The 24,290-nt window shown below is 35.6% G+C and carries 21 protein-coding genes; 1 reads left to right on the forward strand and 20 read right to left on the reverse strand.

Annotated elements, in window-relative coordinates:
* Nucleotides 1-101: 101 nt before the first annotated feature.
* From FFM65_RS07525 to murB, 20 genes are all read right to left on the reverse strand, one after another.
* Complete coding sequence (locus tag FFM65_RS07525; RefSeq protein WP_059074731.1) at nt 102-1,778, reverse strand: oleate hydratase; 1,677 nt, start codon at nt 1,776-1,778, stop codon at nt 102-104.
* Nucleotides 1,779-1,946: 168 nt separating this feature from the next.
* On the reverse strand, nt 1,947-3,143 hold the full coding sequence (locus FFM65_RS07530; protein WP_119318229.1) for an acetate/propionate family kinase: 1,197 nt from the start codon (nt 3,141-3,143) through the stop codon (nt 1,947-1,949).
* Between the two features lie 10 nt (nt 3,144-3,153).
* Complete coding sequence (locus FFM65_RS07535; RefSeq protein WP_119318228.1) at nt 3,154-4,167, reverse strand: class I SAM-dependent methyltransferase; 1,014 nt, start codon at nt 4,165-4,167, stop codon at nt 3,154-3,156.
* A 51-nt stretch (nt 4,168-4,218) separates the two neighbouring features.
* On the reverse strand, nt 4,219-4,371 hold the full coding sequence (locus FFM65_RS12185) for a hypothetical protein (protein ID WP_161936659.1): 153 nt from the start codon (nt 4,369-4,371) through the stop codon (nt 4,219-4,221).
* A gap of 61 nt (nt 4,372-4,432) precedes the next feature.
* Nucleotides 4,433-4,819: a ComGF family competence protein gene (locus FFM65_RS07540; RefSeq protein ID WP_162897953.1), complete on the reverse strand. Its 387-nt coding sequence runs from the start codon at nt 4,817-4,819 to the stop codon at nt 4,433-4,435.
* 34 nt (nt 4,820-4,853) lie between these two features.
* The gene (locus tag FFM65_RS07545) at nt 4,854-5,141 is read right to left on the reverse strand and encodes a hypothetical protein (RefSeq protein ID WP_119318226.1); all 288 of its coding nucleotides are present in this window, start codon (nt 5,139-5,141) and stop codon (nt 4,854-4,856) included.
* On the reverse strand, nt 5,125-5,559 hold the full coding sequence (locus FFM65_RS07550) for a type II secretion system protein (protein ID WP_119318225.1): 435 nt from the start codon (nt 5,557-5,559) through the stop codon (nt 5,125-5,127). The genes FFM65_RS07545 and FFM65_RS07550 overlap by 17 nt, the downstream gene beginning before the upstream one ends.
* The gene (gene comGC, locus FFM65_RS07555) at nt 5,549-5,872 is read right to left on the reverse strand and encodes a competence type IV pilus major pilin ComGC (RefSeq protein ID WP_255311494.1); all 324 of its coding nucleotides are present in this window, start codon (nt 5,870-5,872) and stop codon (nt 5,549-5,551) included. The genes FFM65_RS07550 and comGC overlap by 11 nt, the downstream gene beginning before the upstream one ends.
* Nucleotides 5,869-6,882, reverse strand: coding sequence for a type II secretion system F family protein (locus FFM65_RS07560; protein WP_119318223.1), 1,014 nt, complete (start codon nt 6,880-6,882; stop codon nt 5,869-5,871). The genes comGC and FFM65_RS07560 overlap by 4 nt, the downstream gene beginning before the upstream one ends.
* Nucleotides 6,848-7,816 carry a competence type IV pilus ATPase ComGA gene (comGA, locus tag FFM65_RS07565; protein WP_119318222.1) on the reverse strand — a complete coding sequence of 323 codons (969 nt, stop codon included), beginning with the start codon at nt 7,814-7,816 and terminating at the stop codon, nt 6,848-6,850. Before comGA ends, FFM65_RS07560 begins: the two co-directional genes overlap by 35 nt.
* Nucleotides 7,817-7,894: 78 nt before the next feature.
* Nucleotides 7,895-8,629, reverse strand: coding sequence for a YebC/PmpR family DNA-binding transcriptional regulator (locus FFM65_RS07570; RefSeq protein ID WP_119318221.1), 735 nt, complete (start codon nt 8,627-8,629; stop codon nt 7,895-7,897).
* A gap of 113 nt (nt 8,630-8,742) precedes the next feature.
* The gene (locus tag FFM65_RS07575; protein WP_162897952.1) at nt 8,743-12,459 is read right to left on the reverse strand and encodes a leucine-rich repeat protein; all 3,717 of its coding nucleotides are present in this window, start codon (nt 12,457-12,459) and stop codon (nt 8,743-8,745) included.
* A gap of 203 nt (nt 12,460-12,662) precedes the next feature.
* On the reverse strand, nt 12,663-13,175 hold the full coding sequence (locus FFM65_RS07580) for a VanZ family protein (protein ID WP_119318219.1): 513 nt from the start codon (nt 13,173-13,175) through the stop codon (nt 12,663-12,665).
* Entirely contained in the window at nt 13,175-14,770 is a 1,596-nt protein-coding gene (locus tag FFM65_RS07585; RefSeq protein ID WP_119318218.1) for an APC family permease, read from the reverse strand. The genes FFM65_RS07580 and FFM65_RS07585 overlap by 1 nt, the downstream gene beginning before the upstream one ends.
* Nucleotides 14,771-14,852: 82 nt before the next feature.
* A complete protein-coding gene (gene glmS, locus FFM65_RS07590; RefSeq protein WP_119318217.1) occupies nt 14,853-16,664 on the reverse strand; it encodes a glutamine--fructose-6-phosphate transaminase (isomerizing) in 1,812 nt (603 codons plus the stop codon).
* A 326-nt stretch (nt 16,665-16,990) separates the two neighbouring features.
* On the reverse strand, nt 16,991-18,343 hold the full coding sequence (gene glmM, locus FFM65_RS07595; protein ID WP_059074747.1) for a phosphoglucosamine mutase: 1,353 nt from the start codon (nt 18,341-18,343) through the stop codon (nt 16,991-16,993).
* Between the two features lie 21 nt (nt 18,344-18,364).
* Entirely contained in the window at nt 18,365-19,453 is a 1,089-nt protein-coding gene (locus FFM65_RS07600) for a CdaR family protein (protein ID WP_119318216.1), read from the reverse strand.
* On the reverse strand, nt 19,437-20,294 hold the full coding sequence (gene cdaA, locus FFM65_RS07605; RefSeq protein ID WP_059074749.1) for a diadenylate cyclase CdaA: 858 nt from the start codon (nt 20,292-20,294) through the stop codon (nt 19,437-19,439). Before cdaA ends, FFM65_RS07600 begins: the two co-directional genes overlap by 17 nt.
* A gap of 74 nt (nt 20,295-20,368) precedes the next feature.
* Nucleotides 20,369-22,495, reverse strand: coding sequence for a Na+/H+ antiporter (locus FFM65_RS07610; protein ID WP_119318215.1), 2,127 nt, complete (start codon nt 22,493-22,495; stop codon nt 20,369-20,371).
* Between the two features lie 20 nt (nt 22,496-22,515).
* On the reverse strand, nt 22,516-23,415 hold the full coding sequence (murB, locus tag FFM65_RS07615; RefSeq protein WP_119318214.1) for a UDP-N-acetylmuramate dehydrogenase: 900 nt from the start codon (nt 23,413-23,415) through the stop codon (nt 22,516-22,518).
* 113 nt (nt 23,416-23,528) lie between these two features.
* Between murB and FFM65_RS07620 the strand changes: the two genes are divergently transcribed.
* On the forward strand, nt 23,529-24,290 hold the full coding sequence (locus FFM65_RS07620) for an exodeoxyribonuclease III (RefSeq protein WP_119318213.1): 762 nt from the start codon (nt 23,529-23,531) through the stop codon (nt 24,288-24,290).

The following is a 24,290-nucleotide window of genomic DNA, read 5'->3' on the forward strand; positions in this document are numbered from 1 at the left end:
AATATTTTGTTTTTAAATAGTTATGAACGTCGGACCTCTTCACGCTCTCTATCTAAATGGGTTACACAAGCCAATTCTCTCCGGTTTGTTCCACCCTCTCTCTATCTAAACATTGTCTTAGTAGCACGGGCCATTACTTTTGGATCTTTCTCGTAATGGTGCATTGGTGTCATTTCTGACAATGGGATATTTAACAATGTGTAAACAGCACGTTGTGCAGCACGGAATGAATATTGTTCTGTAAAGACCATATCAAATGGTTGTTCACAGAATTGACTGATAAAGGCTAAGTTTCTACTGTGCTTTGGCACTACATCAGGACGATCCCCGACAGCTCTTTGATTAAACATTGCTGAAGCATATGGCAAGTGAACTGGGATAACGTTGACAATACTGTCCATAATTTCTTGAGTATGGTTCTTAATATTGTCCTTGCTTGGATCAGTTGCGGCTAAATTACCGAGCAATTCTTCAAGCATTTCTTTACCAGTCATTTCCATAACAGGCTTTTGAACGTAATCACCATTTCTTCTTGGATACATGAAGTAACCCCAGAATGTTGATTCGTTAGGCTTTTGTGCCTTGAAATGTGGTTGGTGGTGAACAACGATTGACAATAGTGGTGTACTCTCAATCCAAGTATTCAAAGCATTTCCTGGTTCTTGTTGAGTAATACGTGAAATTTCGTTGACTAAGAAGTGGTTGTTAGTTGTGACTGTGAAACTTACCCACTCACTTTGTGAACGATCACCAAAGAATTTATCAGGATTACCTAGTGAATAGAATTTCTCGGCAGCCTTCTTCCAAAGCATGGCACTAGGTGCATAATCCATGTTCTCTTTGAATGGCGTATTGAAGTCACCAATTGCTGAACTATCAGTGATTGAACCATTAGTATCAAAGACTAAATCATTTTCAGCAATATCAATATGACCTTCTTTGTTGTCATTGTCGACTTCTTCATACTTCAAGCCAGTTACAACAATATCGTCTTGCAAAGGCGTATCTTTGAATTCGAGGTCAGTAACTTTACGATTATTGATAAAGGTTACGCCACGGTCTTCCAAATACTTGCGCATTGGCAAAATAATACTTTCAAATTGATTATAAGGACTTCTCGTAACACCTTCCAAAGTATTGATACGACTGAATTCTAGAATCATACGATTCATGTAGCGACGCAATTCAACCGCTGAACTAGCACGCTTGAAAGCAAATGTTGTTTGCCACATGTACCAGAAATTAGTTGTAAAGAAATGAGGACTGCTTGCAAACCATTCAGCAATACTAATGTTGTTAAGTTTTTCTTCGTCTTTTTCAGGCATCAACATCAATTTCGACAATAAGTAACGATCTTTATTATCAAATTGCATATGTTTGTAATTATCTTTGCCAGGATTTACACGTGGTCCATTGTGATCAATCAAACGTCCCACATCATGTGTTGGATGGGCATGGTCAAAATTCAAAATATCATCGGTAACAGTTTGTCCAGGATGATCTAGTGACGGTACTGAACGCAAAACGTCCCAAAGATTTTCGAAAGTTTCTTCGTTAAGCATTCTTCCGCCTTTTGCTAGGAATCCTTTGTTATTAGAAAGTGCTTGGTTACCATATTCATTTTCATAGTCTTTTACAGCGGCACCATCATTAGCACCGTGGTCTTCAAGTCCCATCATAGTGATTTGATCACCATTGAATCCGCCATCACGAATCAAATAGATACCAGCGGCTAAATTACCAATACCAGTACCAATCATGTAGGCTTTTCTTGTCATAATAACTGACCTCCATTCAAATCTTACTGTTCATCTATACAACTCAAATATAGCAGTTTTCTTAGGAAAGTAAAGGCTTACATTTTGAATTTTGTATCATTTTTCTTCTAATTTTTGGAATAAAAAAAGGAATCAAAACTAGTTAAATTAGTTTTGATTCCTTGAATATTAATCACTATATTTAGTTAGACGAATCACGTCACGAACAATCATTAGTTCCTCATCTGTGGGAACGACTAAAACTTTAACCGTTGAATCATCAGTACTGATCAAACGTGTTCCAGTTCCATTTTCGTTACGCTTTTTATCAATTTTTACACCCATATAATTAAAACTATTGGCAATATCGGCTCTGATTTCGGCATTACCTGCACCAACACCAGCGGTAAAGATAATTACATCAGTACCTTTGAGCATAGCAATGTACGAACCAATATATTTGACGATGCGATTGATGAAAATCTTGATTGCTAAATCAGAACGGTCATTTTCCGCTCTAGTAGCCAATAAATCACGCATATCTGGTGAAACGCCAGAAATACCTAATAAACCTGACTTAGTATTCAAAATTTTAACCATTTCACTAGGGTCAGTAATCTTTAATTTTTGCATCAAATAAGCAACAAGTGAAGGATCAATATCCCCAGAACGTGTACTCATTGTGATACCAGCTAGTGGTGTAAAGCCCATTGAAGTATCGACTGACTTGCCGTCTTCGATTGCATCAATTGATGAACCACTACCCAAGTGACAAGAAATAATCTTCAAGTCATTCAAAGGTACATGCAAATAATCAGCTGCAGCTTGTGAGACATATCTATGGCTAGTACCGTGAGCTCCAAATTTACGAACACCATATTTTTCATAATATTCGTAAGGAATACTATACAAGTAATTAACTGGATCCATTGTTTGATGGAATGAAGTATCAAAAACAGCTACTTGTGGTACATCCGGCAATATTCTTTCAAAAGCCTCAATACCAGCAGCTTGTCCAGGATTATGCAATGGAGCAAACTCTGATAAGTTCTTGATTTGTTGAACTACTCTTGGAGTTACAACTGCAGAATCTTTAAAGATACTGCCACCAGCAACTACTCGATGACCGACACCAGTAATTTCAGAATAATCATCAATGATTTTTAAGTCGATCAATTTATCGAGCATTTTATTGACGGCAGTTGTGTGATCAGGGATATCACCCATTTCACTAATCTTTTTACCACCAAATTCAACTTCAAAAACAGAATCAGAAAGGCCTAGACGATCAACCATTCCTTTTGCAACAACTTTTTCATCAGGTACTGTGTATAGTTTCCACTTCAGTGTAGAGCTACCAGAATTAACGGCCATGATTTTAGACATTTAATCTCACCTAACCTTTAAAATTTTTAGCCCAGTCTTGTAACTGGTCTTTAAATCCTTCAAACAACTTGGGATTATTAGTGTCTGGAATTGTACCCATCAAAACATTTTCCACTTGTTTGGCATTATTACCATGCTTTTGCAAAACGACCACTGCTTTTTGTGCTTCTTTAGAAGCAAACAAATTAGCAGGTAAGTCTAAGACAGCCTGCAAATAAACGCTTGAAACCATCCATTCAGATAATTTCTTAGCTTGATCAGTTTGGAAAATTTGTGATGGGACGATAAAGATACCCAGTCCACCATCATTCAAATTATTCATTGTTTGTTCAATCAACAGATGGTGAGCATAAGAATGGCCCGATTCAGCACTAGTCTGGAAGTTTCTGGCATTTTCATCAATTGGATAATAGCCAACTGGTAAATCCGCTACCGCCATATCAATATCTGTAATATCCCAATCTGCCACACTGTCTTGATGATAGGCATCCAAATTAAGATTCATTACTTCACTAAATGATTTGGCCAAGGCAACAAGTGTGTCGTCATTGTCCAAAGCTGCAGCGTTGATATGAAATTTATCAGTCATATTCAATTGTTCGATAACTTCAATCAATAAGTTACCTGTTCCGACCGTCGGATCAACTATGTTCACCGTTTTCTTATTTTGAACATTTAGTACCTCATAAGCAATAAGGCTCGCAATCAGGCCAATGGCATCTGGAGTCATTAATTTATTGACTTCTGCCTTATCATCTTTTTGAGCTTTGATTATAGCAACCGTGATAGCTTGCTTTAATTGTAATGGCGTTAAGTTTAGTTGTTTTAATTCTTGATAAATTTCCTCTAACTTAGCAACTGTTTCTTGATCAGGAACTGAATTTTCAACATAAACTTTGCCATCGGAAATATTAGTTAAATTCTCGGCAAGCGTATCAATATTATTTACTTTCAAAGACTCCTTCAATAAAGAATTGGCTTTGTTTAGCTTATCAAAATATGATTGCATATCTTTTTCTGACATAGTTAACCTCTTTGCTTCATAATAAAATTTTAACGTTGGAATCGATTTTATTCAAGGATTCCTAAATTCACGATAGTCTATTTTATTACTTTTATTAAAATTCTTGTTAATTTGTTGCTTGTACATTTCGTCCAATTTCTGGTAATCGTTGATTTCTTCAGCTAAATAAGAGCTGCTGTAACCAATCACCATAATTGCGACCATTAATACTAATATACTATTTAACAGGACAGTTGCGCTATGTTTTTGATTTTTTTGCAACCAATTAATCATTATAAACTAAACACATCATCGATTTTTGCTGAGCTTTATTCTCTGTTGTAATAATAACTAAATTTCCATTTTTTTCAATATTAATTTTTCTCAAATTCGTCATAATTGGCTCATGTCCTCCGCTCGATACCGTCGTTGCGTGCAACATTAATTTATCTCCTGCCCAGTATTTCTCAATAACTCGCTTACTTTGTTCATCGTTTGATGAATAGACTATTCGTTGATTTTTTAAATTAATAATTTTACTATTTTGCAAAACCTTTTGCATCTTTTCTTGAGTAATATGCCATCTAACTTGTTCCTGAAAATCTGTCTGTTGAATGATTTTTAAAATTTGTAGGCTTTGTTGCAAGACCCCTAAAGTCAAGATTGTGACCATTAAAGCGATGATTGTCTCATATAAAGTAAATCCTCTACGTATTCGGTTTGATTTGATAAACATTCTTATTGACCGTTACCTGGTATTCGTTATTATTGGTTTCAAAAAAATATTTTTTATCTTTGATGATCAAAGGATTGGGGACAATGTGACTTTGTAAATTCAATAAAACGATTTTATGTGCATTGACTCTTTCTTCCCAATGATTAATCACTTTGAACTCTTCATTGACGCAATATGTCAGGGTAAAAATTATCAAAACTGAAACCGACAATGCCACTAACGATTCCGCCAAAACAAAACCTTCATGATTCTGTTTCAATAATTTCACCCCAATTCATTTGAATTTTATAAAAAATCTTTTTATGACTCAGATTGGATTCGACCGTAATTGTTGCTGCTGTAGCTTCACCACCGTTATTGATTGTGTAATTGGCCCGCGTACCTGAAGTTATCTTTAAAGTTTTGGGTATTTTCTTACTTTGACTTTTAGTTTTATCGTCCTTTGAAGTATGAAAAATAATTCTCCCTTTATCAAAAACCATCCGCCCTCCAGTATTATGCAAATAACAATAATTAAAAGTGCTCTTAAAAGAGTCCTTAAACCATTGCAAATACTGACGTTCTTCAACTCTAGCTTGATAGTCTCTAAGATTATAAAGTGAAAAAGTAGTTAAACTGCAAAAAATAGCTAAACTCACAATAGTTTCCAATAACGTGAAAGCTCTTCTAACTGGCATCGGTCTGATCTTTTTCCACTAAGTCATTGAGATTGAGATCTTTTATTTTTTGAGCTCTTTTTGCTTGAGCTGTAGTTATATAATTTTCTTTTTGTAAATCAGCCGCTGAAACTGTTTCACTATTTGGATGATTCTCTAAATATAATTCTGCTTGAGTAGTCAAAGTTGTTTTAAAAGCTTCTTCTGATTTAGCATTTGCATGATCTTTTTGAGCTACAATGTTTGGCACCATAATTAACATCAACAAAGAAATAATAAACAAAACAACGACCATTTCAATCAAAGTAAAACCTTTTCTAATTTTTTTCATCATGACATCCCCTTCATCATTCCATATATCGGCATCAAAACAATCAAATACGTTACGACGATTACGATTGCAATAATGCCAAATAATATCGGCTGAACTAAATTTAAAAGTTTTTTCAATTCTTGCTTAGTCTCTTCAAATTTTAGTTCCGAAATCAATAACAAATCTTGTGCCAACTGTGGTCCACTTTCTCCTGCTTGAATAATGACTTGCAATTGGTTCGGTAATAGTGGTTCTTCTTTAATCATCTGGATCAAACTTTTTCCCTGCTGTAATTCTTGAATAAATTTGTTACCTAAATAGCGTTGTATTGAGCCTTTTTGAAAGCGATTGCTAGATTCACAAATTATAAAAAAATTCATACCACTGGCTAATTGCATTCCCAGTCCCTGTAAAATTAAAAATTGGAAAAAATGTAAATAAATTTTACCAACTAAGGGTAATTTCACAAGTAATAGCGAACGGTGATATTCATCTTTTCGACGCAAAGCAATAATCAGCCAAATTACTCCGCTTGCTAACAAAATCAAACTAATCAAGATAGTTCCTAAAAACAGGTCAATCGATTTTCCACTATCAGTAATAGCTAATTGTGGCACGATATAAAGCTTCATTCCTATTAACATTGTTAATAAAAACGCCAAAATAAAACTCGGATAAACTAGCAGTTCCCTTAATTTATTCTTTTGTTGGGCTTGGCTCTTTAGTAAAATTCCTGTTTGCATTAGCGTTTGATCAATTTTACCGTGATTCTGAGCAATAACAATTTGATTAAAAATTACGTCGGGTAATTTCAGATGACGTAACGCTTGTGAAATCATTGCTCCGTTTTGTAGATCCTGGTGAATTTTTTCAAAAACGTCATGCTTATTTTCGAGTAAGCGCAAACAATTAATTGATTGACTTAGTGAAAATCCGTTTTCCAAAAGCTTGCTGATGGTCAATAAAAATTCTGCTTGTTGTTTAGAGTTTATCTTCTTATCCGTTAACAAATTCTTGATAAACATCTTCATCTATTCGACCTGCTTGATAAATTTTTCTTATTCCTTGTCCCCAGCGATCATCTTTAAGATTATTCTCCAAATATTCTTTAATTTCTTCTGTATTCAAAGTATCCAAAAAGATTTCTAAATCATCATAAGTCGGAATCAATCTTTGATAAGAAATCAAATTGACAGCATTAACGATTTCTTCGTCACTAACACCGAATTGTTGCAGTCGCTGAATCACTGAATATTTGGATTTGCCATGAATCGTCGACATGACCGTGTAACCACAAATAGCAGCTCGAATAGCTTGTTGAGCAGTTTTGGCATCTCTGATTTCTCCAATAATTAAAATGCCTGGTCGATGACGTAAAGTTGTTTTGATCAATTCTTCATAAGTCATCCCTGCTTCTTCATTGACTTGCAATTGCAAAAAACTGTCTTCTACGATTTCGATGGGGTCTTCAATACACATGACCCTCTTTTCACGACTGAGATGACGTGTTAATGAATACATCAACGACGTTTTCCCTGAACCCATAGGACCGGCAAATAACATCATTCCTTTTTGCTTAGCAATTGGTAATAAATTTTCAACTATTTCTTCTGATACTGGTGAGATCAATTCTTGAGGATAAATCAAACGAATAACCATTGATTCTCGATTTTTGAAATCTCCCACCGCTGATACGCGGATAAAGATTTGTCTATTTTGATACATGAAATTAAACGAACCTTTTTGCGCCCGACGTCTTTCTGAAATATCTAAACCAGAGTTAAATTTAAGATAATTCATGATCATAGTGGTTTCTTCAGCTGTTAAATCCGCCACTGTATACGATTGAAGTGCATTACGCGCTTCAATATGATAGTGATCTTCTCTAGGTAGGAAATAAATATCTGAAATTTTATTCGTACAAGCCTCAGTTAACAAATTTTTGACCATAGTAATGATTGACATATTAATTACCTCCTTTACAAAAAAAACTACGCAAAAAAAGACCGTAAACTTAATTGTTTACGGTCTTAATTTAAAAAATTATTCGTCGTCTTCATCTGCAGCAGCAGTGTAAACTTCTGAAACATCATCATCGTCTTCAAGTTGGTCGATCATGTGTTGGAATTGTTCCTTCTTTTCTTCAGGAACTGGTGTTGTATTTTGAGGAATCATTGTCAATTCTGCATCGGCAAGATCATATCCCTTTTCAATTAAACCATCACGAACTGCAGCAAATTCTTTTGCTTCTGTATAGATTTCAAAAGCGTCATCAGATGTTTGCAAATCGTCTGCACCAAGATCCATGATATCCATTAATACTGTATCTTCATCTTGTGAGTTCTTTGTACGGTCCAAAACAATGTAACCTTTACGGTCAAACATATATGAAACTGAACCACTTGAACCCATGCTACCTCCGTTACGGGTAAATGCAACACGTACGGCAGAAGCAGTTCTGTTCTTGTTATCTGTCAAAGCTTCTACTAAAACCGCAACTCCACCTGGAGCATAGCCTTCGTATGTAACTTCATCATAATGATCTTCACTACCGCCATCAGCCTTGTCTAAGGCACGTTTGATGTTGTCCTTTGGCATATTGGCTGCACGAGCTTTATCTACTATTAAACGAAGGGCAGCATTATCGTTAGGATCGGAGCCACCCGCCTTAGCTGCCATAAATAACTCACGAGACAGCTTTTGGAAGATTTTACCACGCTTTGCATCTTGGGCACTTTTTCTACCTTGGATGTTATGCCATTTTGAATGTCCTGACATTTCTGTTTCCTTCTTTCATGATTATTGTAAACCGCATATTATTTTATCAAAACAACTCTGTTATTTCAATATTTGCAGGTCAAATAACCATCAAAAAAGTAGTTTTTATTTATCTAGTGACGAACTTTTCTGATATCGATTACACCTAGCGTCAAAACAGCAATTGTCGCACCAAGAATTTTCATCAAAGTACCACTATCATTACCTGTTTGTGGGAATGTTTGGACACTGCCTTGATTAGTAGGATCATAACCATTTTTATGCAAATTAGTTGGAGCTACTAAAACACCATTAGATTGTCCTTTAACTCCAGGGACATAGTAGACGTTACCTTCCATAATGACTTCAGGATGTGAACTATTATTGACAGTTGTTCCCGAAGGATTCTTTTGGTTATTGCTTGTTGAACTGTTTGAATCACTGACATTATTATTTAAAGTACCGTTAGAATCGTTATTTGTACTATTGTTAGAACTACCATCAGTATCATTATTATTCGTATTAGTATTTAGATTATTATCTGAATTACTACCAGTCTCATTATTATTTGGATCTTTTTCATCGGGAACTGTTGGTTCAACTGGCGATACGACTGGGGGATCTACTGGATTTGTTGGATCTGTTGGGTCTGTTGGGTCTGTTGGGTCTGTTGGATCTGTTGGATCTGTTGGATCCGTTGGGTCTGTTGGATCCGTTGGGTCTGTTGGGTCTGTTGGGTCTGTTGGATCTGTTGGATCTGTTGGATCTGTTGGATCTGTTGGATCTGTTGGATCTGTTGGATCTGTTGGATCTGTTGGATCAACGGTACCACCTGTAGTAGGATCAGCTTCTACAGTTAATTGAACTGTTTTTTGTTGTCCATCAGATGTACTCAATACAACATCATAACTTCCGACTTCATCCAATTTAGCTTTGCTCAAATCGACATTAACATCCAAAGGATTACCGTTAACATCTGTTGCTGAAGCTTGAAAATCACTGGCAGTTGGTGTTGGACCTCCAACGTACATCGTATAATTGCTACCAACTAAACTTTGTTTGTCAGCAGTAATTGTTAAAGTACCAGGAACTACAGTAATTGAATAATTAGGATTTTGACTTTCATCGACAACGGCATTGATTTTATATGTTCCGGCAGTTTCTCCAGGATCTCTAACTAGTGTATAAACCGGATCATCACCATCGACTATATTAGGCATAGAAAGTTCAACATTATATGCGGGATCTTTGCTTCCAGCTACTTTGGTTGCATTATCAACTGTTATCGTAATTGGTGCTTTATCAATTATTAAGCTACCACTTTGACCTGCAGACCAGTCAATATAGGAACTTTGAGCTAATCCATTAATATTATTAATTCCTTGTTGTGACAAAATCACTTGGTAAGTTCCAGCATTTTTTGCATCACTTGTCTCAGAAAATACCAAATCTCCATTTTGAAGCGTATAGGTTGAGCCATCTGACAAGTCAACTGTGTAATCATTAAGATCGATATTTTGATTTTGACCATTGTAAGTTACTTCTTGATTACCAGTTATATTATACGTACCGGAACGTTTATAGACTTGAACTGTGATAGTGCTCGACTCATTACCATATGAGTAAACGACTTGATAAGTTCCAACTTTAGTCGTATCAATACTTTGCCCTTTTGTTCCATCTGGTGCCGTAACTTCATAACTTATATCACTAAAGGGAATCGTTGAACCATCGTCTTTTTCTGCACTAATAAAATTATCGCTTGCTTGCCAGCTTGTTCCAGCCGCAACCTTAGAGTCAATTGCTTTGATAACCGGATTATTCAAAACAACATCATAAGTACCACTATATTTAGTTGTATTTGGCAATGCCCAATCGAAAGTAAAACTATTAGTACCAGTTGGAATATCGAAGACACCATTACTGTAAGTTACGCCATTACTTAAATTAGAAATCGTCAAATCGTTTTCAGTTACTCCACCGATATCGATATTGAAGTAATCAGAAATCTTATTGTGAGCAGAATCGGTAAAGATAGCTGCCAATTGATCAACGATACCATCTAAATTGACGTTATCCAATGAAATATTTGGTAAAAGAACTGTTGTAATTCGGTTGTTGCTAAAAGCGTTCGTACCCACTTGAAAATTGGAAGCATTAGATGAAATACCAGTTAATTGATTGTTACTGAAGGCAGAATCACCAATGCTTTGTACTGAATCAGGAATTGTCAAAGTACCAGTCAATTTATTGGTTGAGAAGGCTCCATCGCTGATCGTCTGTAAATTATTATTGAGTACTAAATTAGAAATATTGTTACCGGCAAAAGCATATTCACCAACTGACTGTAAATTAGCGGGCAAAGTTATCGTACCTTGTAAATTAGAATATTCAAAAGCACCAGTGCCGATTGTCGTTAAAGCATTAGCATTTGAAAAATCTAGACTACCTAAATTGTCATTATAAGTAAAGGCTTGGTAACCAATTGATTTCAAATTAGGGCCAAATTTCATTGAGGTCAAACTAGTATCAGCTAAGAAAGCTTGATCACCAATTGTTTCCAAACTATCTGGTAAAGTTACCGACGTTAAGCCATTGTCATAAATAAAGGCACCTTTACTGATATTTGTTAATTGGTTATTTTGACTCAAATCAATTGAAGTTAATTTAGCATCTGTTGCAAAAGCTTCTTCGCCGATATTTTGCAAATTAGTAGCCTTTGAAAAATCTACACTTGCTAAATTAGTATTACCAGCAAAGGTTTGATAACCGATTGTTTGTAAGTTGGCAGGCAAAGTGATTGAAGTCACGGCGTTATTGTAAGAAAAGGCTGAATCGCCGATGTTCTCAACTGAATCAGGCAATTGGACTTGTTTAATTTGATCACTGGAAAAAGCTTGTTTGCCAATATTTTGCAAAGTTTTGTTATTAGATAAATCAAGATTAGTAACCTTAGTATAGGCAAAAGCATCATCGCCAATATCCGTTACACCATTATTGATTTGAACACTAGTGATATTTTGATTGCTGAAGAAAGCTGCATTCCCAATCGCAGTGACATTATAATCAGTGCTGGAATTAGTATCTTTATTAGTAATAGTGATTTTAGGGGGAATATTAATATCTGTATCATCAGCTGTTAAATTGGAATTAGTTCCCGTTAAAGTAGCATTGCCATCATTATCTGTGCTCCAATTAAATTTATTAGCATCAGTATAGTCACCATCTGAAGAAATCGTATTGGCGTTTGTATCCACAGGTGTCAGTGTAGTTGCTTGTGTATCAGTTGTATCTTTAGTTGCTGCTGTATCATCAGTTGTAGTTGTATCGGCTGGTGTCGTAGCTGATGCGGCAGCTACTGGTGTCTCAGTGCCAGTTGTCGTTGTTGTGGTCAAATTCGTAGCTACTGGTTGAGCAGGACTTGCCGTTGTTTTTACTTCACTAGTACTATCGGTATCAGCATTATCAGCTGCCTGAGTTACAGTATTAGTTGTCGAGTCAGAATCCCCTTTTGAGGTAGTCATCGTATTATCAGAAGTATTACTTGAAGTTGTTTTAGTACCATCACTTGTTGTATCAGGAGCAGTCTTCGTCTGTGTTGATGTTGACGATGCTGCAGTAGATGCAGTATTAGAAGCCGCATCAGGAGTAGTAGGTGTTTCATTTGATGTTGATGGTACTGAATCGGTAGTTGTTTTAGAAGGTACAGCAACCGAACTAGTATTATTAGCAGTCGTATCCGCATGAACAATGACCGAATGACCTACACTCGTCCCCAATCCTAAAGTCATTGCTGCACCTGCGGCAATTAATAATTCTTTTTTATCAATTGTTAATTTTTTACTCGTCATATTAATAAACCGTCCTTGCTGGGATGAAATAAAAATCATAAACCTGTCTAAACATCTCACTTAATATAATACAACTTCTAAATTTAATTTCTATTTTTATGCCTTTGGCAGGTTTTCTTTTATATAAAATCGATAATTAATCGTATACCAAAAAAGGCGACCTAAATGGTCGCCTTTCGTAATTATTTTTTTATAAATTTGAATCATATTTTTTTATTTTTGAAGCTAAACAAATACAGACAAATCACTAATATAACAATACCAGTAAAGGCTCCTGCACTGTCTAAAATCACATCTTCTACCAATGGTGTTCGTCCACCAGTCAATCCTTGATGAAATTCATCAAAAGCTGCTAGCCCGGTTGTTGTCATCCAAGGTATAAAAATCATCAAAAAATAATTTCTCCTAAAATATGTGATTAAAGCTAAAGCTAGGAAAACTCCCAATAATAAATAAATACTGAAATGTGCTCCTTTACGAATAAAGAATTCAACAAACTTAAAATAGCCATCATTAGCGACTGATTGATACTTGCCACCATAATTGAAACCAATTTGAGACAAACTATGTTCAAAAGGTTTATTTTGAAGATATCTTTCTAAAAAAGGCACCGATGTCTGTTGTTTATAAGTCATGGAAGAACTGTAAAACAGCCCTAGCAAAATCACAATTGCTATTCCATAAAACCACTTCTCATATTGCTTGATCTTTTTCATTATTCATCTTCCATTTTAACTGTTGCATTGATCTCCTTGGCATCATCAAAATATCCTGAATAATACAAAGAATGAATTGCCCAAAAGTACATGAATGTAGAGAAAATCAAAATCACAACAAAATCAAATGGATAGTGAACTAAATTAATGCCTCCGAAGGCAGAACTACCTAACCATGAAATCATTGCTAATCCAAATAAATGTACGATCAACCACAAACTAGCATATAATTTTTGCTTAAATTCCCTAAACCCACGACGTGCATCGTAGAAAAAGTAAATTGGCAAACCAATAATAATTATAACAATAACTTCCACGGTTGTTGGAAACATTGCCCAATAAATTGCCAAACTAATCAAGTCAAAAACAATTGGTGCTAAAATATGCATCCCTTTAATCTTCGTTGGACGCTTCAAATTAGGACCCATCTTCCGTAAGCTACCTGCTACAACTGGACCTGATAAAAGTGAAATCAAAGTTGAAGCAGCAACCACTCTTGATAAGAGTGACCAATTTTTAAATAGTAAAATCAAAATAAAACTAACTAACATATTGATCATCAAGGCTACTCTAGGTGAATGATACTTATTATTTGCATTGCTCAAAAACATTGGCAAGTGTTTATTCTTAGGCATTGATGATAATGACTTACTTGCTGAAGAAGCAAAGGCAATCCCACTACCAACTGGTGAGATAAAGGCCGTAAAGTAAACCAAAGTCGATAGCCAATAAATATTTAACAAAATAGCCAAATCAGCAAATGGAGAATTGAAATTGATTTTAGCCCAACCAGCATTAATAACTGAATGTGGTAAAGCACCAATAAAGACGATCTGTAACGCAATATAAATCAAGGCGCTAACTAATAATGAAATAATAATTCCCCGTCTAATATTAACTGAAGGCTTACTAATATCATTACTCAAATTGATAACAGTTTGAAATGCTACATAAGAGTATATAATCCCGGCACTTCCAATTGCTACGAAAATTGAAGAAGAACCGTTAGGCATGAACTCTTGAAAGTTGCTTCCCAAATTACCAAAATCAAAATGAGCGGAAACTAAAACGATCATTGTAATAATAGGTACAACTAACTTCAAAACCGAGATGAAATTATTGAATTTGGCCATGATTGCTACTGACCAATAATTAATGAATGTAAATATCAAAATCATCACAGCCGCCATCATTAATCCTTGTGGCGTTAATTGTCCATCTTTCATAAAGCCATGAGTCCATTGCGCCCATTCCCAAGGCCAAGTACTCATGTATTGAGTTGATGCTACAGCTTCAATCGGTAAAATTGCTAAGAGCGATAGCCAATTAGCCCATGAGAAAATGTGTCCTAGAAGCGATCCGTGAGTGTACATCGTAAACCGACTCATTGCACCTTCTTCAGGAAACATTGTCCCAATCTCAACATAGACCATCGCAATCATTGCTACTAAAACTGCTCCAATAATCCAAGCCAATATTGCAGCTGGACCAGCTATTTGAGCTGCTTGACTAGAACCGAACATCCAACCGGAGCCAATAATAGCACTCAGACCAAACATAACTGTTGAAAACAGATTTAATTTTTTATTCCTCATAAAACCACCAATCTATATATTTTATAGTAAAAAAAATAGCCTCAATTACGAGACTATTATATATCCACTATGTCTAAATAGGCTACTCTACTGTCACGCTTTTTGCAAGATTACGAGGTTTATCAACATCATTTCCACGTGCCAAACTTGCATAGTAAGCAATTAGTTGAGCTGGTACCACGCTGATAATTGGTGAAATCAATTCATCGATTTCTGGAATAATGATTTGATCGCCCTTTTCAGCATATTTTTGACTAGCAATTACTAATACATGAGCACCACGAGCTTCAACTTCTTGAATATTACCACGAGTATGACTGGCACCAACACCATCATTAATATAAGCAAATACCGGTGTATTCTTTTCAATCAATGCGATCGTACCATGCTTTAATTCTCCAGCAGCAAAGCCCTCAGCGTGGATGTAAGAGATTTCTTTTAGTTTTAAGGCTGCTTCAAGTGATAAAGCATAATCGATTCCACGGCCGATATAGAAAGCATCTGTTTGGTCTGTTAAGTAGTCGGCTGTCAATTTCTTGATAGTTGCTTTTTCATCAACAATTTGTTGAATACCGTTGGCAGCTAGAGCAAGTTGTTTCTTCAAATTGAAATCTTTAGCTACGTCTAAGTTCTTTGCATCACCCAAAGCTTTAGCCAAAACTGATTCAACAGCAATTTGGGCTGTATAAGCTTTAGTTGAAGCTACGGCGATTTCAGGACCTGCTAGAAGTTCCATTGTAAAGGTTGCTTCTCTTGAAAGAGTTGAGTTAGGAACATTCGTCATAGTTAAACTTGGTAAGTTCATTTTATTTACTTTAACAAGAACTTGACGACTGTCAGCAGTTTCACCACTTTGTGACAAGAAGATGAAGAATGGATGCTTAGAAAGTTTTGGCATATGATAACCAAACTCACTACCTAATTCAACATCAACTGGAATATCGGCAATCTTTTCAAAGATATTTTTACCAACTAAACCAGCATGATAACTAGTACCAGCAGCAACAATATACAAACGATCAGCTTTTTTCAATTCATCTAGCAAATCTTGTTCAACATTCAAAGTACCATCAGACTTGATATAGTTTTGAGAAATTTTTCTCATTACATTTGGTTGTTCATCGATTTCTTTTAGCATGTAGTGTTCGTAAGTTCCCTTAGAAATATCACTAGCATCTAAGTTGACTGTATATGAATCTCTGTGAACTGGTGTACCGTCAATCTTAGAAATATTAACGCTACCTTTTTCCAAAATTACTACTTCGCCATCATGAATTTCAACGAATTCATGAGTTTGGTCTAACATGGCCATTGCATCTGAACAAATTACATTGAAACCATCACCTAAACCAATCAACAATGGACTCTTATTCTTAGCAACAAAGATCCTGTCAGGTTGTTCCTTATCAATCATGGCAAATGCATAAGAACCTTGAATCAAACCTAGAGCCTTTCTAAAAGCAGCTTCACCATCAAGTCCTTCTTTAGCAAAGTGATCAACTAATTGGACGGCTACTTCGGTATCAGTTTGACTCTTGAAATCGACACCTTGTAAATATTTTTCTTTTAATTCTTCAAAGTTAGTTAGAACACCATTGTGAACTAAATAAAAACGATTATCTTCTGAGAAATGAGGATGTGCATTTTCAACTGTTGGCTTACCATGTGTTGCCCATCTAGTATGACCAATTCCGACTGATCCAACAACATCATCAGTTACAGCATCTTCAAGTTTACTAATCTTGCCAACTTCTTTAACCAAATAATCCTTACCTGCTTGGTTATTGACATAAATACCGGCTGAATCATAACCACGGTATTCTAGTTTTTCTAATCCGTTCAATAAAATATCAGTAGTTTTATTATTTCCAATTACTCCAACAATTCCACACATAGTTTTTCAAGCCTTTCTCAATTGGTCTAGTTTATTATTATTAAATGGTATAGTTCATTCGAATTAACTTTATCATCTTGCGACAATGCCTAGAATACTAATATTAGGTTTTTTTGTCAAGAAAATATTAACATTTTTCTTAAATGGTATAGTTGGTACATACCATACGCAAAGAATCGGTATAGATGGTATATGCCGATATAATCAACTCGCTATAAAATCAATAAGAAAAAAGTATGCCAAAAAAATAGAGATTGAGGTATTAATCCCTCAATCTCTATTTATTATTTTTATTATATAGTCTTTAATGTCATAAAACTAATATTTTAGCTTAATTCATTTTTAACTACTTCAACGATTTGATCACAGTATTCGTTAACTTTTTCTTCAGTTGAAGCTTCGCACATAACACGCAATAATGCTTGTGTACCACTAGGACGAACTAATACTCGACCATCGCCGTCCATTTCATCTTCGACTGCTTTGATGGCATCAAGAATTGGTTGATGTTTATCCCATGAGTTCTTATCAGCAACTGGTACGTTAACTAATTTCTGTGGATATACTTTAACTGGTGCGCCCAATTCTGCTAAGCTCTTGCCAGTTTCTTTCATAACGTGCAACAAGTGGATACCAGTCAACATACCGTCACCAGTATTCATGTATTCATACAAAACAACGTGACCTGATTGTTCGCCACCGATGTTGTAATTGTTCTTACGAATTTCTTCAACCACGTGACGATCTCCGACAGCAGTTTGAACTGACTTCATCCCGTTAGCTTCAATAGCTTTATACAAACCGATATTACTCATAACAGTCGTTACGATTGTATCTTTCTTAAGACGACCACCATCGTGAAGGTATTTACCAAGAATGAACATAATCTTGTCACCATCAACGATATTTCCGTCAGCATCTACAGCAATACAACGGTCTCCATCACCATCAAAAGCTAATCCAGCCACAGCGTCTGATTCCTTAACACGTTGTGCCAATTGTTCTGGATGAGTTGAACCAACATTCTTATTGATATTGATTCCATCTGGATGAGATGCCATAATTTCAAAATCTACGCCTAAATCAGCAAATAATGTACTTGCTAAACGGCTAGTTGAACCATTTGCAGTATCCAAGACAATCTTCATGCCACTCAAATCATCGGATAAAGTTTGTTTTAAGAATTGAAGATACTTTTGGGCACCTTCTGGATAATCAGAAACGCTACCTAAACCTTCAGCTGATGGTCTTGGCAAAGTATCTTCTTTAGCATCTAATAATTCTTCAATTTCATCTTCAACCTTATCTGGCAATTTATAACCATCTGAACCAAAGAACTTGATTCCGTTATCTTCAGCAGGATTATGCGATGCAGAAATCATAATTCCAGCATCAGCTGAAACGGCACGGATTAAATATGCTACAGCAGGAGTAGTAATTACATCAAGATCCAAAACCTCGATACCTACTGAAAGTAATCCTGAGATCAAACTTGATTGCAACATTTGACCTGAAATACGTGTATCTCTAGCAACTAAAACACGTGGACGTGCATCATCATTTTCTGAATGTTGTGTCAGAACATAGCCACCGAATCTTCCTAGCTTAAATGCTAATTCGGGACTTAATTCTTTATTTGCAATACCTCTTACTCCGTCTGTTCCAAAATATTTTGTCATGAAAAACTTACCCCCAGCGTATTATTGTTCGCTATTATCGTCTGTCGAATTATCATTCGATGAACTTGTATTATCGCTAGTACTACTATTAGTAGTATTAGTGCTTGTATTACTACTATTACTGCTATTATTGCTGCTTGACGAACTAGACGAACCCGTCGAGATCGAAACATCAATAGTATCTGGATCTGTAAACGCCACTTTATTTCCTAAAGCATCAGCTAAATTGATTGATTTCTTAGTATTGCCATTCACATCGCTAACATCAACTGGCACGTCAATAGAACTATCAATTGCATCAATTTGATCCTGTGTTCCATAGACTCGAATTGTCTTGACATCAGATGTGACCGATAAATTTGAGGTGGTACTACTTGAAGTCCCTTTTTGTTTCAAATTTATGCTGACTTGTTTACTTTGAATCGATATAGGAATTTTTACGTGAACTGTTTGAGGATCCAACGTAACATTTACAGTTTTACCATTTTTATCGAGTGCTTGCACTAAAACTTCTTGATCAAATGTCGATTTTATTCCTTTTGGCAAAATTGGTTTAACAATTACCTTAGCAATTTTTTCAATTTCAGTTGCTGCACCAGTCACTGTAACCGTTTCTGGAGAGACTTCCACCTTTCCAGTTTCATAACCAGTAGCTAAGGAATCCTTGTTATAGTCAACATCCACATCAAATTTTTTCGTTTCACGGTGCTGAATATTGACAGTAACGTACTTAGGCTTAATGCTATAAGTCAATTCACTGTTCAAACCAGACTCCTTGATTTGCACACGATGCTGTCCAACAGATAAATCTTTTAAATTCAAATATAAATTAAAATTTTGTGTATTCTTAGTCGCTGTAACCAAAGCTGAAGGGCCCTCAATCGTTATTTTAACGGTCTCCGGATACCCAGTTATATAATACTTATCAACATCAGCTTGTAATTGGAGCGGCACTGAAATAGTTGTTTTCTTCGTCACAGTCGAAGTATTAGATTGATTTGAATCTCTCGTCGATCCAACACCAGGTGAACTAACGTAGAAAAACAACCACAATGCACAACAGAGGGCAATAAATGCATAAAAATAATTACTGTTAATTATCTTTTTCATTTTGGTCCTCCTTCTTTCGACGACCTATTTTAAAGAAATCTAAGATTGAACGGTTAGCATTTTCATCGGGATCTTTCAACTGAGCATGAAGATATTTGAGATAATCTTCTCTAGTCAGATCCAACATCATATGACCGTTTCGAGTAATCATAACACCACCAGTCTCTTCAGAAACAACGATCGTGATAGCATCAGTTACTTCACTGATACCTACCGCAGCTCTATGACGCGTTCCTAATTCCTTGGGAATCGTATTGCTCTCAGAAAGAGGCAAATAGGCAGCAGCTACGGAAATGCGATTATTTCGGATAATAACTGCTCCATCATGTAACGGCGTGTTAGGAATGAAAATATTGATCAATAAAGCCCCAGTAACTTCAGCGTCCAAATCAATTCCGGTTTCAACGTACTCTTCCAACCCAGTATTCATTTCCAAAGTTATCAAAGCACCGATCCGGCGTTTGCTCATGTACTGAATAGCCTGATCAAGACTTTCAATCAAATGATTCTTGGTCTTACCTTCTTCATTGCTCGTCGAACTGAATAACGGCAATCTTCCCAAATGTTCCAAACCACGTCTTATTTCTGGTTGGAAAATTATGACAATAACAATAATTCCCCAATTGATTAATTGGTCCATTAAAAATGATACAGTGTGTAAATTTAAAGCCCAACTGACCAATTTAATAACAAAAATAATTACGATTCCTTTGAGAAGCTGTACTGCTTTAGTTCCTCGTAACATTGACAGAACTTTATATAAAACATACCAGACTACTAGGATATCAACCAAGTTAGCCAGGTTCTGCCATGTAAAAATATTGCTTGGTATAAAATTCATTTTTCTAGCTCCTTAGCAGTTCGAATTAATTATAACAAACAATAAAAATTATAAAAGTTTATCATATTTGTGTTTTATTCCACACCTGTATTGATAACTTCCTCGCTATAATTAATATTTTTTCGTAATTCATTGGCAGTTAATTTGCTGACACGTCCTTGCTCCAACATGTCTTGGACAAAAGCTCGTTGATAACTCAAAGCTTTAACCTCTAAAGCCATTCGTTCACTATTGAATTCTGGAGAACGTCCACGATACTTACCTTGCAACAATTCTAGACGATCTTCATAATGCCGTTGGAAAATATAAATTAAGTTATCATCAATATCTTCTTGATTAGATTGATCTAATTCTTGAAGTTTTTCCAAAGCTTTCTTTGCCCCAGCAATTGATATCTTGATAGAATCTTGATTCATTTGCTGAACGTCATTATATTTAACGGAACGATAAATCCAACGTTTAATTTGTAAGAAAGTTCTTCTAAAATAGCTAATAAAAAATTCAATTGTAGAATTGTAGCGACGATGGACAATTTCTTTCTTGTACTTAGCAATTTTTCTCGTAGCTAAATCATATGAATCATCCGAAATTTCGTGATTTTCGTACAATTCATCAATCGCATCTAATTCACAATTAAAACAAATGTCCCACAGCTCGGCGTCTTTTTTACTCTTCACGCGGCGCTTACTGATTTGATGACTAACAACACTAGAATTATTATTGCGAAAGCTCAAATTTCTAATATCATTCAAATATTCAGCGATAACTGAAGAATATACCGCTGTATCGCCTTCATCCATCTCATTACGAAGCTTTTTGACTGTTTTGTCCAAAATAACACGATTAGCTTCTATTTGAGTTAATTCAACTGGTGCACTTTCTTCTTCTTCATCGTCAGAATCATCCGAATTATCGGAACTAAAAGTATTACCACGATAAGCAACTGGAGCACTGCTTTTAGTCATAAGTGGGATTAAGATCGTTGCTCCCAACAAACTGAAAATAATTACCGCACTGGCAACGAATAGTAACAAGGTTCTAGAAGGAAATGGATCTCCACCTTTGATTGTCATTGGTAGCGACAAGACACCGACCATGGTTACAGCCCCACGAACTCCAGAAATCCCGGACATTAAACAATCGTAAAGTCTAGTTTTAGACCACAATTTGATTTTGCCGTCAGGATTGTTAGAAAATGTCGAGTAAACGTAACTCCAAGCAAATCTAATCACAACTAACATTACCCAAATAGCAAAGGCTAAAATTGTTGCCCAAAATGTATTGATATTATCATTATGAACTAATTCTTCCATTGCAAAAGGTATTTCAATTCCTAATAGGACAAAGACAATCCCGTTTAAAACGTAAACGACCAAATCCCAGGTTCTTGACGTAATCAGTCGAATTTCCGGTGTAAAAGCACTCATATTGTGATTTGAAGAAATATTCAAAATACCAGCAATTACGACTGCTACAACTCCAGAAACATCAAAAACGTCTTCGGCAACGTAGTAAATAATAAATGGAATAATAATTTGGATTATGGCATGCAAAATTGAATCATCCACACCTTGATTGATCAAATACAATCTAATTCCGTTAAAAATCCAAATCATTATTGCACCCACTAAAGCACCAACAATTGAAATATGGAAGAAATCGATCGTAGCACTCTTTAATGAGAACATTCCAGTAACAGTGGCAGCAACCCCATATTTAAAGCAAATCAAACCAGACGCATCATTAATCAAACTTTCACCACTGATTAGATGCATTAGTTTGTCGGGAATATGTGCCTTTTTAGCAATCGATTGAACCGCGATTGGATCGGTTGGTGATAAAACCGCTACTAATGTAAAGGCGGTTGCCCAAGGTAAACTTGGGATTAAAAATTTCACGAATACTCCACCGACTAAAGTTGAAATAATGACCAGAATAATTGCATTACCTAAAATTGGACCCTTGAGTTTCCAAAGTTCTCGTTTAGGAAAATTATTTCCATCATTAAACAAAATCGGCGCAATAAACGCTAACAAAAACCACTCTGTATCGACATAAATTTTAACGTGCATAAACAATGCCGCCAAAACACCAGCTGCAATTTGTAACAAACTCGGTGGAATCGACACAAAGTAGTGACTAACAATATTGGCAATAATTAAGAGTGAAAGAATCAAAATAATTGATTCAAGTATTTCCACAGACAACACCTACCGTTCTTTTATTTTTTGTCTTCACCAATAATGCGAACTTCGGTATGAAGTTCAACATCAAACTTTTCTTTAACAGTCTTTTGAATCAGATGAATCAAATTCATATAATCAGTTGCTGTGGCATGTTTGACATTAACGATAAAACCAGCATGCTTCATAGAAACTTGAGCCCCGCCGACCATCTTACCTTGCAAACCAGCTTTGATGATCAAAGGACCAGTGAAGTGACCTTTAGGACGTTTAAAGACACTACCACATGATGGGTATTCCAAAGGTTGTTTAGAACGTCTCAATGCATTTAGACGATCCATTTCTTCTTGAATAACATCTTTATTACCACGTTTTAGTGAGAACGTAGCGCTTATAACGATACCGCCATCGTCTTGAACAGTACTGTGACGGTAACTAAAATTCATTTCATCATGCGTCAAAGTCGTAATGTGTCCATCAGGCAATAAAACTTCGGCAGATTCAAAAACATCTTTAATCTCTCCACCATAAGCTCCAGCATTCATGAAAACAGCTCCCCCTACACTTCCAGGGATTCCAGCTGCAAATTCTATGCCTGTTAAACCAGCTTTTTGTGCAGCAATCGTCGTATTAATAATTGTTGCACCAGCTTCAGCCGTAACTTTGGTTTCAGAAACTTCAATCTTTTTAAAGTTAGGCAAAATAATCACAATGCCACGTATGCCACCATCTTTAATAATTAAATTACTGGCATTACCAATAACTGTGATTGGCACTTGATTGACACGTGCAGTATCAACGATTTGAATCAACTCTTCACGTGTTTTTGGAAAGGCCAAAGTATCAGCATTTCCACCAGTTTTAGTAAATGTATATTTACTAAGTGGTTCATTTAACTTAAATTCAATATTTGGTAATTTTTCAACTGGAAAATTCAATATTCATCATCCTTTATGTTACTAAGACTTACGTCTAATTTTATCACATAGTTAGTTACTTAACGACCAAACAGGCATCCCAATAATGCTATAATTATGCCGAGGTGATTTTAATGAAACTAATATCTTGGAATGTAAACGGTTTACGTGCTGTCGTCAAAAAAGATTTCGTACCTACCTTTCAACAATTAAATGCTGATGTTTTTAGCATTCAAGAGACTAAAATGCAAGAAGGACAACTAGATCTTGATTTGCCTGGTTATCATCAATATTTCTTTTATGCTAAGAAAAAAGGTTATTCTGGAACAGCTATTTTTTCAAAAGCTGAACCGATTTCTTTCAAACAAGGTTTGGGTATCGAAGAATTTGACGATGAAGGACGCACAATAACCTTAGAATTCCCTGATTTTTATTTAATCAACAGCTATACACCTAATTCACAACCAAAATTAAAGCGTGTCGATTATCGGATGCGTTATGACGATGCTTTACGGAAATATATGTTACAATTATCAGCCGATAAACCCGTTATTCTTTGTGGTGATTTAAATGTTGCTCACGAAGAAATTGACTTAAAGAATCCTAAGACTAATCACAAGAATCCTGGTTTTTCTGACCAAGAACGTGATAAATTTAGTCAATTGCTCGACAGTGGGTTTATCGATAGTTTTAGACTGCTTCACCCAGAAGAAATTAAATATTCATGGTGGAGTTATCGTTTTAATGCTCGTAAAAATAACGCTGGGTGGAGAATCGATTATTTCGTCGTTTCTAAAAATGGTCAGCAATTGATTCAAAATGCCGATATTTTAACTGACATTTATGGATCAGACCATTGCCCAATTGAATTAGACCTTAATATTAAAGGAGAATAA

It is taken from the genome of Companilactobacillus formosensis, from assembly GCF_005405305.1.
Classification (GTDB): domain Bacteria; phylum Bacillota; class Bacilli; order Lactobacillales; family Lactobacillaceae; genus Companilactobacillus; species Companilactobacillus formosensis.